The 16,443-nt window shown below is 53.8% G+C and carries 12 protein-coding genes and 3 tRNA genes; 11 read left to right on the top strand and 4 right to left on the bottom strand.

Going from position 1 to position 16,443, the window contains the following annotated elements:
• The first annotated feature begins 320 nt into the window (after nucleotides 1-320).
• A complete protein-coding gene (mdh, locus tag F3J40_RS07475) occupies nucleotides 321-1,256 on the top strand; it encodes a malate dehydrogenase (protein ID WP_167013357.1) in 936 nt (311 codons plus the stop codon).
• A gap of 72 nt (nucleotides 1,257-1,328) precedes the next feature.
• Here the strand turns inward: mdh and mscM are convergent, their stop codons facing one another.
• The 3 genes from mscM to rsgA form a co-directional block, all read right to left on the bottom strand.
• The gene (gene mscM / locus F3J40_RS07470; RefSeq protein WP_167013355.1) at nucleotides 1,329-4,661 is read right to left on the bottom strand and encodes a miniconductance mechanosensitive channel MscM; all 3,333 of its coding nucleotides are present in this window, start codon (nucleotides 4,659-4,661) and stop codon (nucleotides 1,329-1,331) included.
• 15 nt (nucleotides 4,662-4,676) lie between these two features.
• A complete protein-coding gene (asd, locus tag F3J40_RS07465; RefSeq protein ID WP_167013353.1) occupies nucleotides 4,677-5,573 on the bottom strand; it encodes an archaetidylserine decarboxylase in 897 nt (298 codons plus the stop codon).
• Nucleotides 5,574-5,686: 113 nt separating this feature from the next.
• Entirely contained in the window at nucleotides 5,687-6,742 is a 1,056-nt protein-coding gene (rsgA, locus tag F3J40_RS07460) for a small ribosomal subunit biogenesis GTPase RsgA (RefSeq protein ID WP_017345578.1), read from the bottom strand.
• A gap of 149 nt (nucleotides 6,743-6,891) precedes the next feature.
• Between rsgA and orn the strand changes: the two genes are divergently transcribed.
• The 4 genes from orn (at nucleotide 6,892) to F3J40_RS07440 (ending at nucleotide 8,081) form a co-directional block, all read left to right on the top strand.
• The gene (gene orn / locus F3J40_RS07455) at nucleotides 6,892-7,440 is read left to right on the top strand and encodes an oligoribonuclease (protein WP_017345579.1); all 549 of its coding nucleotides are present in this window, start codon (nucleotides 6,892-6,894) and stop codon (nucleotides 7,438-7,440) included.
• 208 nt (nucleotides 7,441-7,648) lie between these two features.
• Nucleotides 7,649-7,724 (top strand) — tRNA-Gly (locus F3J40_RS07450).
• Nucleotides 7,725-7,854: 130 nt separating this feature from the next.
• Nucleotides 7,855-7,930, top strand: a tRNA-Gly gene (locus F3J40_RS07445).
• 75 nt (nucleotides 7,931-8,005) lie between these two features.
• Nucleotides 8,006-8,081 (top strand) — tRNA-Gly (locus tag F3J40_RS07440).
• Between the two features lie 280 nt (nucleotides 8,082-8,361).
• Here the strand turns inward: F3J40_RS07440 and queG are convergent.
• Nucleotides 8,362-9,501, bottom strand: a complete 1,140-nt coding sequence (queG, locus tag F3J40_RS07435) for a tRNA epoxyqueuosine(34) reductase QueG (protein ID WP_167013351.1) — start codon at nucleotides 9,499-9,501, stop codon at nucleotides 8,362-8,364.
• On the opposite strand from queG, the gene nnr reads away from it, so the two are divergent.
• The 6 genes from nnr (at nucleotide 9,500) to hfq (ending at nucleotide 16,411) form a co-directional block, all read left to right on the top strand.
• A complete protein-coding gene (gene nnr / locus F3J40_RS07430) occupies nucleotides 9,500-11,014 on the top strand; it encodes a bifunctional ADP-dependent NAD(P)H-hydrate dehydratase/NAD(P)H-hydrate epimerase (protein WP_167013349.1) in 1,515 nt (504 codons plus the stop codon). The two genes, queG and nnr, sit on opposite strands and share 2 nt — an antisense overlap.
• Nucleotides 11,015-11,020: 6 nt before the next feature.
• Nucleotides 11,021-11,497: a tRNA (adenosine(37)-N6)-threonylcarbamoyltransferase complex ATPase subunit type 1 TsaE gene (gene tsaE / locus F3J40_RS07425; protein ID WP_017347407.1), complete on the top strand. Its 477-nt coding sequence runs from the start codon at nucleotides 11,021-11,023 to the stop codon at nucleotides 11,495-11,497.
• The gene (gene amiB, locus F3J40_RS07420) at nucleotides 11,494-13,140 is read left to right on the top strand and encodes an N-acetylmuramoyl-L-alanine amidase AmiB (protein WP_167013347.1); all 1,647 of its coding nucleotides are present in this window, start codon (nucleotides 11,494-11,496) and stop codon (nucleotides 13,138-13,140) included. The genes tsaE and amiB overlap by 4 nt, the downstream gene beginning before the upstream one ends.
• Before the next feature lie 26 nt (nucleotides 13,141-13,166).
• Nucleotides 13,167-15,056 (top strand): DNA mismatch repair endonuclease MutL, encoded by a 1,890-nt coding sequence (mutL, locus tag F3J40_RS07415; protein ID WP_167013346.1) that lies wholly within the window; start codon nucleotides 13,167-13,169, stop codon nucleotides 15,054-15,056.
• On the top strand, nucleotides 15,049-15,999 hold the full coding sequence (gene miaA / locus F3J40_RS07410) for a tRNA (adenosine(37)-N6)-dimethylallyltransferase MiaA (RefSeq protein ID WP_167013344.1): 951 nt from the start codon (nucleotides 15,049-15,051) through the stop codon (nucleotides 15,997-15,999). Before mutL ends, miaA begins: the two co-directional genes overlap by 8 nt.
• Before the next feature lie 100 nt (nucleotides 16,000-16,099).
• Nucleotides 16,100-16,411, top strand: a complete 312-nt coding sequence (gene hfq, locus F3J40_RS07405; RefSeq protein ID WP_017347411.1) for an RNA chaperone Hfq — start codon at nucleotides 16,100-16,102, stop codon at nucleotides 16,409-16,411.
• Nucleotides 16,412-16,443: the final 32 nt, after the last annotated feature.

The following is a 16,443-nucleotide window of genomic DNA, read 5'->3' as shown; positions in this document are numbered from 1 at the left end:
GAATTTTTATGCAATTGATGTGTGGCACTTTTGCTATTGCTAAACAGGCGGCCGGGGATAATAGCAAATTAAGCCAGACCTGAGCAAAAGAGGATCGGCTGGCGCACAGCAGGGCGACGATTCTTGTTATATGCTTGATTTGTAGTTTGACGATATCACTGCCGAACCCTGTCTGCGACGTTTGCTGGCAACGGTCATTCAACGGCGGTGCAGGTGGCTAATAACCCGATAAGCTACCGCACAGGCTGTTGTGAAGTTGATTAGGTCACATCAGAGGGTTTTCCGGCTCTTCACTGCTCCACCTTAATAAGGAGTTCAGGATGAAAGTTGCTGTTCTTGGTGCCGCAGGCGGCATAGGTCAAGCACTGGCGCTGCTGTTGAAAACCCAACTTCCCGCTGGATCAGAGCTTACGCTGTACGATATCGCCCCGGTGACACCGGGCGTGGCGGTTGATCTCAGCCATATTCCAACGGCAGTCAAAGTGCAGGGGTTCAGTGGGGAAGATGCCTCCCCTGCTCTTAAAGGCGCTGATGTGGTATTGATCTCAGCGGGTGTTGCACGCAAACCGGGCATGGATCGTGCCGATCTGTTTAACGTGAATGCCGGCATCGTGCGTAATCTGATCGAACAAGTGGCAGAAACGGCCCCGAAAGCACTGATTGCCGTCATCACTAATCCGGTCAATACCACGGTGGCGATTGCGGCCGAGGTACTGAAAAAAGCCGGTGTCTACGATAAAAATCGCCTGTTTGGTGTAACCACGCTTGATGTGATTCGGGCAAAAACCTTTGTGGCGGAGCTTAAGCACAAACCGCTGGAAGCGATTGAAGTGCCTGTTGTGGGTGGCCACTCTGGCGTGACGATTTTACCCCTGTTGTCTCAGGTAGCTGGGGTAACGTTTAGCGACCAGGAAGTGGCAGAGATGACCAGGCGTATCCAGAATGCGGGTACGGAAGTGGTAGAGGCGAAAGCCGGTGGCGGATCGGCAACCCTGTCAATGGGACAAGCGGCGGCTCGACTGGGGTTGGCTCTGGTGCGAGCCCTACAGGGGGAAGAACAGGTGATTGAGTATGCTTATGTTGAAGGCAGCGGTGAGTACGCTCGCTTCTTTGCTCAGCCACTGTTACTCGGTAAGGGCGGTGTCGTGGAACGTAAGCCGATTGGCGCTCTCAGTCAGTTCGAACAGGCGGCATTGGATGGGATGCTAGAGACACTAAAAAAAGACATCAAGCTGGGTGAAGAGTTTGTGAAATAGCCAGGCCTTGAGTGACAACCATCAAAAACGAAAAAACCGCCCGACGGTAAGCCGGGCGGTTTTATTTTGCGGTTACAGACCGCCCGAACGGTAACTGCGCCCCGCAGGCGTGCCATTGCTGGCCGGGATTTTTTTACTGCCGTTTTCCATACGCATCTGGAAAGGCGGGAAGGGCATTTCAATCCCATGCGCTTCAAACCCTTGCAGAATCAACTGATGTAGCTCGTGACGCAGTGGCATACGATGCCCCATCTCAGCCGCATAAATGCGAAGTTCAAACAGTTGGATACCCTGCTGTAAATCCACCAGGAAGACATCCGGCGTCGGGTTGTCCAGCACATAGCTACAGCGGTTAGCCGCCTGGAGAAGCAGGTTGGTCACCTCATCGCTATTAGCATGTGCGGGTGCTGGAATGGTTAATACCACACGTGAAACCGAGTCAGACAGCGTCCAGTTAACAAACTGCTCAGTGATAAATGCCTTGTTCGGCACGATAATCTCTTTGCGGTCCCAGTCGGTGATTGTGGTCGCTCGGGTGTTAATCCGGGTGATGCTGCCCGTTAAGTCACGGATCGTCACGGTATCGCCAATGCGGATCGGTTTCTCAAACAGAATGATCAGACCAGAAATAAAGTTGGCAAAGATCTCCTGTAAACCGAAGCCCAGACCAACGGTCAGACCGGCGACCAGCCATTGCAGTTTTGACCACTCAATGCCCAGCAGAGAGAAGCCCAACAGGCCACCAATCAGCGTCAGTAAGTACTTCGTGATGGTGGTGATGGCGTAGCCTGTGCCAGGGCGTAAGTCGATGTGCTGTAGCAGTGCCAGCTCGAGCAGTGCGGGCATGTTTCGCACCAGCTGTGTGGTAATAAACAGCACGATAATGGCGATTAATACCGAGCCCAGCGTAATAGGCTGGATACTTTCGACGCCCTGAACCGTGGTGCTGACATCCCACAAACGGATGTTCTCGAGGAAGCCGAACGCGGAGTGCAGTTCTGACCACAGGGCAATAACCGAAATCAACGCCAGCAGTGTCAGAATCGACCGTACCAGGCGCAATGACTGCGCACTGATGGCATCCAGATCGACCACCGGTTCTTCATTCTCTATGCTGCCTTCACCGGCGGAAAGGGGCTCTTTCTCCTCTTCACCGCGTGCACGTGTAGCCAGCATTTCGGCACGACGCTGGCGAGCACGATCGAAAGCGAGCCGCCGCCGTTGGATCAACATCCAGCGCCGAATAATGTGATAAATCACCAGGAGCAGGAACCAGATCCCAACCGATGTCTCCAGACGTGCCAGCAACGCCTGAGCGGTCGCCAGATAGCCCAGCGTTGAGGCCAGTGCGGCGACCAGTGGAATCGCAATCATGATGTTCCACAGGATGCGGTTAATGATGTTATCGCCATTGCCCTCTTTATCGAGATAAAGCGGGATGCCTGCACGTTTTAGGCTGACGGTAACAATGCTCAATGCGCCGCAGATCAAGATAAAGCACAGTCGCCCCAGCGTGGCTGAGAACTGGCGATCTTCCAGGTTAGCAAAGGCGATTAACAGCATGATCAGCGGCACGATCAGGCCGATGGTCAGCGAGTAGTAGCGCATTGCACGTGCAACGCGGACTTGTGGCCAACGGAAATGGACAATAAACAGGCCATCGCTACGGGCAAACGTCGCGCTGATCATAAAGGCCCACAGTAGCGGCAGCGTAGCGGTAATGCCGTCTCCGACCGCAACTGCGATCGGATAAGGCCAGGCGTGTTGCAGGCCATAGCCGAGGGTGGCCCACAATACCGGCAGCGGAATCGCCACCAGAATGGACCACAGCACCGTGCGCAGTGTCAGGCCAAAGCGGTCCTGGGTCACTTTACCGACTTTGCTGGCGGCACGTTCCATAAAGGTGTGGAAATGTCGACGCGTGCGGATGCTGAAGCCGACCAGTAACAGCGCGCCGATTACCGGCAACAGCGTTTCCTGGCTGGTGAACATCATCGCGATAGCTTTACCCAACTGGCCGAGGGTATCCAGAGACAGTAACCGCGTGAGGTCGCGCGCGACATCTACCGGGTAGCTCAGGCTGATGGGGCTAATGTCGGCGGTCCAGAACAGATAGCGGTGAGTCGCTTCCTGAACCTCCGCGAGCGCATCCTGCAACTGTGTATTCGCAACTTGCAGTTTGGTGATTTCCAGAATCAGCGTATCGCTGCCGGAAATCAGAGAATTCAGCAGTTCACGCTGGGTTTTCAACTGCGCGTCGAGAATGCGCTTTTGCTCGTTGGTGAATGGGGTGCCATCAGGTTGGCTGGCATTACGTAGCGAATCCTGCTTTTGCAACAGATTATCAAAATAGAGACGCTGGACGCGCAGCTGGCCCATTTCAGCATCAATCGGCTGATTCTTGGGCATATCGGGGAGCCGGGCGACCTGCGCACGCAACGCCTCACCCAGCAGGTTCGAAGTCCCCAGCCACTGTGACTGTTCACGGAGGGTGCTGAGTGCCTGACGTACCTGAATGATCTGATTAGTCGCCAGGCGCTGCTGCGAGGCGACAAGATCCATGCGTTGTGCCTGCTGGTTCAACGATGAAGAGAGATCGCGGTTAACCCGAAACTGCTCGCTAATTGCCGGTGGCATATCGCCGCTGTTTTCTGCTAACTCTTCGGTACGCGCCAAAGCCAGCTCGGCTTCACGCTGGCGCTGATTGTTTAATTGATTACGCAGGGCCTGTAGGTAGGCATCCAACTGCGAGGCTTTTTGCTGGTGCAAATCTGCCCGCATCCGCGCCAGTTCCTGGCGATTATTGGCGGACAGTTGTGCCAACTCCAGCTCATCCACCAACGCTTTGCTGGCAGCGCTTTCTGCCTGCCTGGCCGCAACTTGCGCCAGTGCCAACGGCGTGCCGTTATTAGCCACCGTGAGCAGGCGTTGGCCTGCTTCGGCCATCGTTCGGCGCGCGTCGGTTTGCTGCTGCGGAAGCTGCGAGAGGGAATCACTGATTTCGCGGGCGCGATCCTGCTCTTGTTGGGTCAGACGGCTCTCTTCCAGTAACTGGCTGCTGACCTGCAAGATTTCTTGATCCAGCTCGGCACTGCTCATATTGCTGCGCACGCTTCTGCTGCTGCTTTCTAGCGCGGCGGTCTGCTGACGTAGTTCACGCGCCAGGCGCGGGAAATCATCAATCACCTGCTGATACTGTTTGGTATGTTCCAGTGACGTATCACGTTGATTGAGGGAGCTCAGCGCGGCTTCCAGCACCTGAACCTGTTCGGTCTGAGTTGGACTGGTTTTGGCCGCTTTGGCCTCTTCCAGTGACTGTTTTAACTGGCTCGCATCCGGTACGCCAGCGGCGAAGGCAGTACTGCTGAGCCAGAGGCTCAGCAGGAGAATCAAGAGGGTACGCACGGGGAAAGGCTCAGGTTATTCAGCGGAATCGGCGATGTTGTCTGCCTGCGGCAGAACCAGCGCCAGCGGTTGACCGAGACGGGTTTTGCTTTCTGGCTCAAGGCTTTCAGCCAGTTTGACGCGGCCCGGTGCAAACAGGTTAATCACGGTAGAACCGAGCTTAAAGCGTCCCATCTCCTGACCTTTCAGCAACACTACGGCACCTTCATGGTCAGCAGCCGGGTAGTGCCAGCGTTTGATCACGCCTTCACGCGGAGGCGTAATGGTGCCCGCCCAGACAGTTTCAATGCTACCAACAATGGTCGCACCCACCAGGATTTGCACCATCGGGCCGATATCCGTATCAAAGTAGCAAATGACGCGCTCGTTGCGGGCAAACAGGTTAGGGATGTTGCGCGCAGTCAGAGGGTTAACTGAGTAGAGATCGCCTGGTACGTAGATCATTTCACGTAAAATGCCGTTGCAAGGCATGTGTACCCGGTGATAATCGCGTGGGGCCAGATAGGTGGTGATGAATTCACCTTCGCAGAACTTCTCTGCCATCGCTTCGTTACCGGCTAACAGTGCATCAATACTGTAGTAGTGACCTTTAGCCTGGAAAATTTGATCGCCTTCGATACGCCCCAACTGGCTCACGGCACCATCGGCAGGCAATACCACCAGATTGGCATCGGCATCAATCGGACGTGCGCCATCCTTCAGCGGACGCACAAAGAAATCATTGAAGGTGCGATAGCTGGCAGTGTCAGGCTTTTGCGCTTCTGCCATGTCGACTTTATAAAACCAGACAAACACATCAATGACGGCTTTGGTCAACCAGCCACCCCGTTTGCTGGCACCCCAACCCGCGAGTTCGGTAAGCCCTTTTTTCGGGAGAAGATGATTCAAGCCGAGTTTTAAACGATCAAGCACTTTAGCCTCCTGGCTATCTCGTGAATATTTCGCAGTACCCCAGTAGATGGGGCAGCAAAAGGGGCGGATTGTAGCAGCGCCCTGATTTATTGGCGAATCTGCCTTTCTAGCGCTTAATCATCGCTAGCGGAAAAGTTTTTACGCGTTTTTACCTGCACTTGTTCCATGCTTTCCAGAATGCGGTGGTAATTATCGAAGCGAGACTCATTGATCACGCCGTTTTCCACCGCTTCACGCAATGCACAACCGGGATCGTTGCCATGCTTACAGTCACGGAATTTACAAGTGCCAAGGAACTCGCGAAATTCGACAAAGCCCTGGGTGATTTGTTCCGCTTCCAGGTGCCATAAACCAAACTCACGCACGCCCGGTGAGTCAATCACGTCACCGCCATGCGGGAAGTGATACAACCGTGCTGCGGTCGTTGTGTGCTGACCCAAACCTGAGACGTCTGAAACGTCATTGGTCAGAATTTCACTCTGATCCTGGCTGTTAAAGCCAAGGAGTGCGTTCAGCAAGCTGGATTTCCCTACGCCTGACTGGCCTGCAAAAATACTGATGCGGCCCGTCAGCGCGGCTTCTAAATCGGCCAGGCCATTTTTACGGTGGCTGGAGACCAGCAGCACGCGATAGCCAATGTGACGATAGATATCCATCTGTTCTTCAACAAAGGCCAGCGCTGCATCATCCAGTAAATCGACTTTGTTCAATACCAGCAGCGGCTCAATCCCCAGGGTTTCACTGGCGACCAGGTAGCGATCGATGATGTTGAGTGATAATTCCGGCAGAATGGCAGAAACAATCACAATCTGATCGATATTGGCGGCGATAGGTTTGACGCCGTCATAATAGTCTGGCCGAGTCAGGACGTTTTGCCGATCGTGGACGGCTTCGACAATCCCCTTACCGCCGCTCTCAAGGCCAGCGCGCCATACCACGCGATCGCCAGTGACCAGCGAGCGGATAGTACGGCGGATATTACAGCGGTGTACCACACCTGCGCTGTCTTCTACATCAGCGTGCATTCCGAAACGGCTGATTACCATGCCATCGGTAGCTTCACCAAACAGGTTATCGTCAGGCTCCGGTTTTTCCCGGGTCTGTAATCGACGCTGATGGTTAGCGCTTACGCGCCGCTGTTGACCTTTAGACAGTTTATTCTTGCTCACGCATCCTCACAGGTTTTTCGCCAGGCTTCGCCCCGCTGGGCAAAACGTCTATGATACACCTAATTCAGGGCTTTTAACTTATTACGCGGCTTTCAACTCAGGTTGAGCACCGTAACAGGCCAATTTTTACGTCAACTGCAGGAAACCCCATGACTCAGGGCAATGAAAACAATCTGATTTGGATCGATCTGGAAATGACCGGTCTCGATCCCGAGCGCGACCGCATTATTGAGATCGCTACGCTGGTGACGGATGCCAATCTCAATATCCTGGCTGAAGGCCCAACGCTGGCAGTGCATCAGTCTGATGCCCAGTTAGCCCTGATGGATGAGTGGAATGTCCGTACCCATACCGGCAGCGGCCTGGTTGAACGCGTCAAAGCCAGTCAGTTTGACGACCGGGCAGCCGAGTTAGCGACGCTCGAATTCCTCAAGCAGTGGGTGCCAGCCAACAGTTCACCGATTTGTGGTAACAGTATCGGCCAGGATCGCCGCTTCTTGTTCAAATACATGCCAGAACTGGAAGCCTACTTCCATTATCGTTATCTCGACGTCAGCACGCTGAAAGAACTGGCGCGCCGTTGGAAACCTGAGATCCTGCCAGGCTTTAAAAAAGCCGGAACGCATCAGGCAATGGATGATATTCGCGAGTCGGTGGCAGAGCTGTCTTACTATCGCGAACATTTTTTACAGCTGTAAGTACCAAAAGTGCTGCTTAAATCAGCGCTTTGCTGATTTAAGCAGCAAACAAACAAAAAGCGCAAAATTTTGCTTTCAGACTCTTGCAGAGCAAAAGAATTCTCGTATAATGCGCACCCCGTACCGATGAAGAATTTATTTCGGTGCGACGAGTGAAAATCAGCACTCTTAATGCATCACGCAGTGATGAGTTGAAAGTGAAGATGTTGCGGGAATAGCTCAGTTGGTAGAGCACGACCTTGCCAAGGTCGGGGTCGCGAGTTCGAGTCTCGTTTCCCGCTCCAATTACTCGTGCAGTACAAAAACCAAGAATCATGATTTTCCGTGTAGCGCGTAAAAAAAGATTCAAAAAATCCAGACCTTCAGTTTGCCACCCAGCGGTGACGCCGTTGCAAATTGAATGGTTGAGATGATGCGGGAATAGCTCAGTTGGTAGAGCACGACCTTGCCAAGGTCGGGGTCGCGAGTTCGAGTCTCGTTTCCCGCTCCAAATAAAATTTATACCAGACCATTCAAAATCAATGGATTAGTTTTCACCTTAGCGTGAACTAAAACATTCGATGATGCGGGAATAGCTCAGTTGGTAGAGCACGACCTTGCCAAGGTCGGGGTCGCGAGTTCGAGTCTCGTTTCCCGCTCCAAATTTTTTCTCCCTACTACTTATCCACAACAATATGCCTCGTTTTTCGGCTGTTTTTCAGACGTTGCAAAACTGTTTTAAACAGACTTATCCACAGCGCATACTTGTAAGCAAGATGTAAAGAAAAATCTTAAAAGATGATCGTTGTGACATAACTTATTGTTATTAAAAGAAATGATATTCTTTCATTTTGTTATTCAGTGCGCTTGCAGCGCAGGTAATAATTGAATGACAAGAGATTTTTATTTTTATTCACAGCATGTGGAAAACCCTTTTCCAAATCACGCATCGCGTGGCAATCCCTTCTCAATGGCTCTGACCAACCTTTTCTGCTGTGCGGGCTGAACCTCAATGGTCATTTCCTGACGCTTTTGCGACTGCTGCGCCAGTGCCCACTCGATATGCTCATCCAGCATCGGGTCTTCCCCTTGACGCTGCTGTAACACCGCCACGGCTTCAGCAGACCAGGGCGCATTGCCTAATGCGACCGAAATATTCCGCAACCAGCGCAGGTGACCGATACGGCGAATTGGCGATCCTTCCGTGACGCGTAGAAATTTCGCTTCGTTCCAGCTGAACAGATCAATCAACTGCGGCGTATGTAACGCGGCGCGTGGTGAAAAATCTTCTTCGTCGGTCAACTGACCATAGCGGTTCCATGGGCAGATAAGTTGGCAGTCATCACAACCATAAATACGGTTGCCCATTAACGGCCTAAACTCTTCGGGAATCGCTCCTTCCAGTTCAATGGTCAGATAGGAGATGCAGCGCCGCGCATCGACGACGTAAGGCTCGACAATGGCGTTAGTGGGGCAAATCGTCAGACAGGCAACGCAGCGGCCACACTGCTCAGGCTGTGCGTTGTCGATGGGCAGGGGGAGATCAATCAGCAACTCGCCAAGGAAAAACCAGGATCCCGACTCTCGATTCAGGATCAAAGAGTGCTTGCCGGTCCATCCAAGGCCCGCTTTCACCGCCAGAGGGCGCTCCATCAACGGCGCAGAATCGACAAACGGACGAAAGTTCAGTTTACCGCAGTGTTCCTGAATCATTTCACCAAGCTTTTTCAGGCGATTGCGTAATACTTTGTGATAGTCGCGGCCCAGCGCGTAACGGCTAACATAGCCCAGCTCGGGGTTTTTCAGCGTGCTGGCAAAAGCAGCTTTGGCAGGGAGATAATTCATCCGCACGCTGATCACCCGTAAAGTGCCGGGCAATAATTCGTGTGGACGTGCGCGCATCATGCCATGACGTTCCATCCACGCCATTTCGCCATGATACTGCTTGTCCAGCCAGGCCTGCAGTTTCGGCTCTTCGGCGCTGAGATCGGTATCGGCAATGCCGACCTGCTGGAAGCCAAGTTCCAGCCCCCACTGCTTAATGAGGTCAGCGAGTTGATGAAGATCAAGAGGGTATGACATGAGGAACCGGCAGTCGAAAACAAACCCTGATAGTTTACCATATTCTGTCTGGCCTGCGCAGGCGCTTCGCCTACTGGAGCAGCAGGGCGCAGATGCATTGGGCATCACCCTTGATGAATTAATGCTGCGCGCCGGGCAGGCCGCCTATGAACATGCACGGGCCGCCTGGCCGGAGGCTCGGCACTGGCTCATACTCTGTGGCCACGGTAACAATGGTGGCGATGGATATGTGGTGGCTCGTCTGGCTCAGGCTGCCGGTATTCACGTCACTGTCATCGCCTGTGAGAGCAGTAAGCCACTCCCTGATGAAGCGCAGCGCGCACAAGAGGCCTGGCTGGAAGCGGGGGGCGTGCTGCATTCAACCCAGAAAGCCTGGCCAGAACAGGTCGATCTGATTGTCGATGCGTTGTTGGGGACGGGGATTAATCGTCCTGTCGCCGAACCTTATGCCCATCTTATCACTCTGGCAAATGCCCATCCTGCGGCGATCTTTTCCCTGGATATGCCCTCCGGTTTGTCGGCGGCTTATGGTACGGCATATGGTGAGGCGATCTGCGCGGCGCAGACGTTGAGTTTTATTGTGCTGAAAGCGGGGCAGCTCACGGCGAAGGCGCGAGATTATACCGGACAGCTTTTTTGTCACGATCTCGGCTTATCGACCTTTCTTGCGGGGCAGAGTGCGCCCATTCGTCGTTACGATGCCAGTGCGCTCAGCCATTGGTTGCCGCCGCGTAAGCCCTCTTCCCACAAAGGCAGTCATGGGCGATTGCTGGTGGTGGGGGGCGACAATGGCACGGCAGGGTCTATCCGAATGACCGGCGAAGCGGCTTTGCGCGCCGGGGCTGGGTTGGTACGCATTCTCACCCATGCTGACAATGTTCAGCCGATCCTCACGGCCCGACCCGAGTTGATGGTGGATGTACTCAGCCAAAGCACGCTGGAATCCGCCCTGGAATGGGCCGAGGTGATAGTGATTGGACCCGGTTTAGGGCAGCGCGAATGGGGCCAGCAAGCACTGGAACAGGTAAAAAAATGTAATAAGCCAATGCTGTGGGATGCAGATGCACTTAACCTGCTGGCAATCAGTCCTGAGAAGCGTCAAAATCGTGTTATCACGCCTCACCCCGGTGAGGCTGCGCGTTTACTTGGCATCTCTATTCAGGAAGTGGAAAGCGATCGTTTCCAGGCGCTGCAAAAGTTGGTGCAACGTTATGGCGGCATCGTGGTACTGAAAGGTGCTGGCACCCTAATAGCCAATGAGAGCGGTGAGCAGGCGATTGCCGATGTAGGCAATGCTGGCATGGCTTCTGGCGGTATGGGGGATGTGTTGAGTGGCATTATTGCCGCTTTCATTGGTCAGCATCTCTCATTGTATGACGCTGCCTGTGCCGGATGCGTTGCACATGGCGCAGCGGCAGATGCGGTTGCAGCGCAGCGAGGAACGCGTGGTATGCTGGCGACGGATTTGTTCGAGACGCTGTGGCAGTTTGTTAATCCAGAGATGGTCCCATAAGAAAGTATGAAAAGCTGTATTATCCCGTTGCCCGATGAGGCTGCTACCCTGCAATTAGGTGCGCAACTGGCCCGCGTGAGCCAGGATGCGGTCGTGATTTATTTATATGGCGATCTTGGCGCAGGAAAGACCACTTTTAGCCGTGGCTTTTTACAAGCGCTGGGCCATCAGGGCAATGTTAAAAGCCCAACCTATACGCTCGTCGAACCCTACACCCTGGGCAATCGTACCCTGTACCACTTTGACCTGTATCGCCTGGCCGATCCTGAAGAGCTGGAGTTTATGGGCATTCGTGATTACTTCAGCGGTGATGCTATCTGTCTGGTTGAGTGGCCGCAGCAGGGCGAAGGTTTCTTGCCCGCCCCGGATCTGGTGCTGAACCTGCGCTATGTCGGTGACGCGCGTGAAGCCGAACTGGAAGCGCACAGCGCCTACGGAGAAACCCTGCTCAGCGCCTGCGCGCAAGGTGGGAAGCCTGCATGATGACAAGGATGAAGCTAGCGCTGATGGCGCTGTTGCTAATGGTCTCCAGCGTCGGTTGGGCTGCTAATCTCTCCGACATCAAAGTGGATAATAATCGGGACCAGGCCACGGTCACACTGACCTTTAGTGGCCAGCCGGTGTATGGCTTCTTCCCGCTGCACAACCCGAACCGGGTCGTATTGGATATCCGTCAGAGTGGTGTGATTAAAGGTCTGCCACTTAATTTCAGTGGGGACAACCTGCTGAAACGTATCCGTACCAGTACGCCACAAGATAAACAGAGTATTCGCCTGGTACTGGAATTAACCCAAACGGCGAAGACCCGCGCGGTGACTCAGCGTGAAGGTGGGACATACCGCGTGGTGTTCACTATCAAAGGGAACACACCAGTTACGGCATCTCGCAATACTGCGCCGGTGACGGTCGCCAAACAGGGGAATCCCTTTACGCAACCTGCGGCTCCGGTCGTGACCAACACCAATACGACTGTTCATCCTGGCGGAGCTGTGACGCGCAATGCCGTGGTCGTGGTGGCGATTGATGCCGGTCACGGTGGACAAGATCCTGGTGCGACGGGTCAGCATGGCCTGCACGAGAAAAATGTCACTATCGCCATTGCACGTAAGCTGAAGGCGATAATGAGTCGTGACCCGATGTTTAAACCGGTCCTGACCCGTGATGGTGACTACTTTATCTCCGTAATGGGACGCTCAGAAGTCGCGCGTAAAGAGAACGCCAGCCTGCTGGTTTCGATTCATGCGGATGCCGCACCAAGCCACGCGGCTACCGGCGCTTCTGTTTGGGTGCTGTCCAATCGTCGTGCCAATAACGAAATGGCGAACTGGCTGGAGCAAAAAGAGAAGCAATCAGAATTGCTAGGCGGCGCGGGTGACCTGCTGGCAAATTCCCAGGCTGATCCCTACCTGAGCCAGGCGGTGCTGGACCTGCAATTCGGCCACTCACAGCGCGTTGGCTACGATGTGGCAGTAAAAGTCTTACAACAGCTACGCAGTTTTACACCGCTGCATAAGCGCTTACCTGAACATGCCAGCCTTGGTGTGTTGCGTTCGCCGGATATTCCCTCGCTGTTAGTGGAAACTGGCTTCATCAGTAATGCCTCGGAGGAGCGACTGCTCGGCAGTAGCGCTTATCAGGAGAAAATTGCACAGGCGATTTATCACGGCCTGCGTAATTATTTCCTGGCGCATCCGTTTCAGAACGTCCCAAAGCAGGAAAATCGGCCAATGAGCTCGCCGGAACCGGTGAGCGTGGCCAGTAATCCTGCCTCCGGCACCACGCAGTACACCGGGGCAGTGCAGCGTCATGTGGTCACACGCGGTGAAACCTTATCGGGGATTGCCGCGCGCTATGGCGTTAGTATGGCTACGTTACGCGATCTTAACCGCCTTAAGCGTGATGTGGTGTGGGTGGGACAGCGGCTGAAAGTGCCTGCTAGCGCGGCAGCAGCGCCAGTGAAAAGTGCAGCTCGCGTTGTACCGCAACGGCATAAGGTGGTACGTGGAGATTCCCTTACCGCCATCGCTGCGCACTATGGGGTAAGCGCCAAAGCGATTATGCAGGCGAATAATATGAAATCCACCAATGTAATGCTGGGTCAGAACCTGAAAATCCCAGCTTCCTGAACCCGTAAGCGCTAAGGATACTCAGTATGCCAATTCAGATATTACCGCCGCAGTTAGCCAACCAGATTGCCGCAGGCGAAGTGGTTGAACGTCCTGCATCGGTAGTGAAAGAACTGGTGGAGAACAGTCTGGATGCCGGGGCTACCCGCATAGATGTGGATATCGAAAAAGGCGGTGCGAAGCTGATTCGCATCCGCGATAACGGTTGTGGTATCAGCAAAGAGGAGCTGGCGCTGTCGCTGGCTCGTCACGCCACCAGCAAAATAGCGTCTCTTGACGATCTTGAAGCGATTGTCAGCCTCGGTTTTCGCGGGGAGGCGTTGGCGAGTATTAGCTCGGTCTCACGCCTTACGCTGACCTCACGGCCAGCAAGCCAAAACGAGGCCTGGCAGGCGTATGCAGAAGGGCGGGACATGGCGGTGACGGTGAAACCTGCCGCGCATCCCGTTGGCACCACGCTTGAAGTGCTCGACCTGTTTTACAACACACCGGCGCGGCGCAAATTTATGCGCACAGAAAAAACCGAATTTACCCATATTGATGAAGTGATTCGCCGTATTGCGCTGGCGCGCTTCGATGTGTCGATCTCACTGAGCCACAATGGCAAACTGGTGCGCCAGTATCGTGGTGTGGCGGATGATGCACAGCGCGAAAGACGATTAGGGGCCATCTGCGGCACGCCTTTTATCCAGCATGCTCTGCGGATTGACTGGCAGCATGATGGCCTGGCACTGCGCGGCTGGGTGGCCGATCCCGCAGGGTCACGGCAGGTGACGGACTTACAGTACTGCTACGTTAATGGCCGCATGATGCGTGACAAACTCATTAATCATGCGATCCGCCAGGCCTACCAAACGCAACTACAAGATGAGCAGCAGCCCGCTTACGTGCTGTATCTGGAGATCGATCCCCATCAGGTCGATGTCAACGTGCATCCGGCCAAGCATGAAGTGCGTTTTCACCAATCGCGGCTGGTACATGATTTTATCTATCAAGGCGTGGTTACGGCATTACAGGCCTGCCAACCAGCAGGAAGTGAACCGACGTTACCGGAGAACCGTCAGGCGGCGGGCAGTAATCATTTTGCCCGTGAACCTCAGGTACGTGAGCAGACGCCAACCGCCCGTGAACCAGTGGCTGATTACCAAAGCCCGGCGCGGGAGCCACAGCGCAGTGAAAACAGCGGTGCTGGCAGTTTTAACCAGTGGCAGCAGCGTGAAGAGGGCTATAAGAAGCGTGAAGGGGCGGTATATCAACAGCTGCTTCGTACCCCTGCGCGCACTGAATCGTTAAACCCTCCGGTAGAAACTGTCGAAAAGCCGCGTGCTGCGGTACAGGCCGAAGCGCCGCTGGCAGCTCACATTCAAAGCTTTGGTCGGGTATTAACGGTGGTTCAGCAACACTATGCTTTACTGGAGCAGCAGGGAGCACTTCTATTGTTGGCGTTGCCCATGGCGAACCGCTGGCTTAAACAGGCACAGTTGTCGCCAGGTGATGAGGGGCTAAAGCCGCAGCCGCTGCTCATTCCAGTGCGCTTAAAAATTGCGGCTGAAGAAAAGCGCGCAGTGCAGGATAATGCCGCCTTATTGACCCAAATGGGCGTGGATATTGTCACTGAAGGCGATCATGTGACGCTGCGTGCAGTACCTTTACCCTTACGAGCACAGAATTTACAAATCTTGATTCCAGAACTGCTAGGCTATCTCGCCCGCCACCCGGCCAGTGCAGCAACACAGTTGGCCCTCTGGTTGGCACAACGTGAAGAAGCTGAACCGGTTCACTGGAATCATTCACAGGCGATTGCGCTGTTAGCTGAACTGGAACGACTCTGTCCGCAGCTTTTAAAAGCACCGCCTCCCGGATTATTACAGCCCATTGAGATTGAGAGCGCACTTAACGCGTTGAAGTATGAGTGAGATGAACCTGGCTGGCCGTCCCAAGGCCATTTTTTTGATGGGGCCAACTGCCTCCGGTAAAACAGCACTGGCAATATCGTTAAGAAAACGATTACCGGTTGAACTTATTAGCGTGGACTCTGCCTTAATCTATCGTGGGATGGACATTGGTACGGCGAAGCCTTCCGAAGATGAGTTAGCACAAGCTCCCCATCGCTTGCTGGATATTCGCGATCCGGCGGAAAGTTACTCTGCCGCTGAATTTCGTCGCGATGCTTTGGCAGAAATGGCTGAAATCACCCGTAATGGAAAAATTCCGTTGTTGGTGGGTGGGACAATGCTTTACTTCAAGGCATTATTGGAAGGATTATCCCCGTTGCCAGCGGCCGATCCCGCCGTGCGACAACGGATTGAACAGATGGCAGGTGAACAAGGGTGGGAAGCTCTGCACCGCCAGTTATGTGAAATCGACCCGGTAGCCGGAAATCGTATTCATCCGAATGATCCACAGAGACTTTCGCGAGCACTGGAAGTTTTTTTTATTTCGGGTAAAACTTTAACAGAACTGACAAAAACCTCTGGAGAAGCGTTACCCTACGACGTGTACCAGTTTGCGATTGCACCTTCGAGCCGGGAACTGATACACCAACGCATCGCGTTACGTTTTGAACAGATGTTGCAGTCGGGATTTGAAGCGGAGGCTCGGGCTCTGTTCGCACGAGGTGATTTGCATACGGACATGCCTTCCATTCGTTGTGTCGGCTACCGTCAGATGTGGTCTTATCTTTCTGGCGAAATTGATTACAACGAGATGGTTTATCGGGGAATTTGCGCAACCCGGCAGCTTGCTAAGCGTCAAATCACCTGGTTACGCGGCTGGCCAGATGTACATTGGCTAGATAGCGACAGGCCTGATTCAGCGCAAGAAACCGTGTTACAGGTTCTTGGTGCGAAACAGGGGTGATGTGTACAATTGACGGGTTTTCGTGCGCAAATTTTACGTCGCTTTTTTTCAGAACCAACGGTTCTAATAGTAATAAACAATCATATAAGGAAAAGATAGAATGGCTAAGGGGCAATCACTACAAGACCCGTTTTTAAACGCTCTGCGTCGCGAACGTGTTCCGGTTTCGATTTATCTGGTCAACGGTATCAAACTGCAAGGCCAGATCGAATCTTTCGATCAATTCGTGATCCTGCTGAAAAACACAGTCAGCCAGATGGTGTATAAACACGCTATCTCTACTGTTGTTCCGTCTCGCCCGGTTTCTCACCATAGCAACAATACCGGCGGCAGCGGCAGTAATTACCACCATAGCGGTAGCAACCCATCCGCTCAGTCTCAGCCACAGCAAGACGGCGATAGCGCCGAGTAATTTCGCGCTTAGTCGTGTCACCAGGATGGGGA

This window comes from Candidatus Pantoea multigeneris (assembly GCF_011752615.1).
Lineage (GTDB): Bacteria > Pseudomonadota > Gammaproteobacteria > Enterobacterales > Enterobacteriaceae > Pantoea > Pantoea multigeneris.
This window is presented reverse-complemented; position numbering and strand designations above follow the sequence as displayed.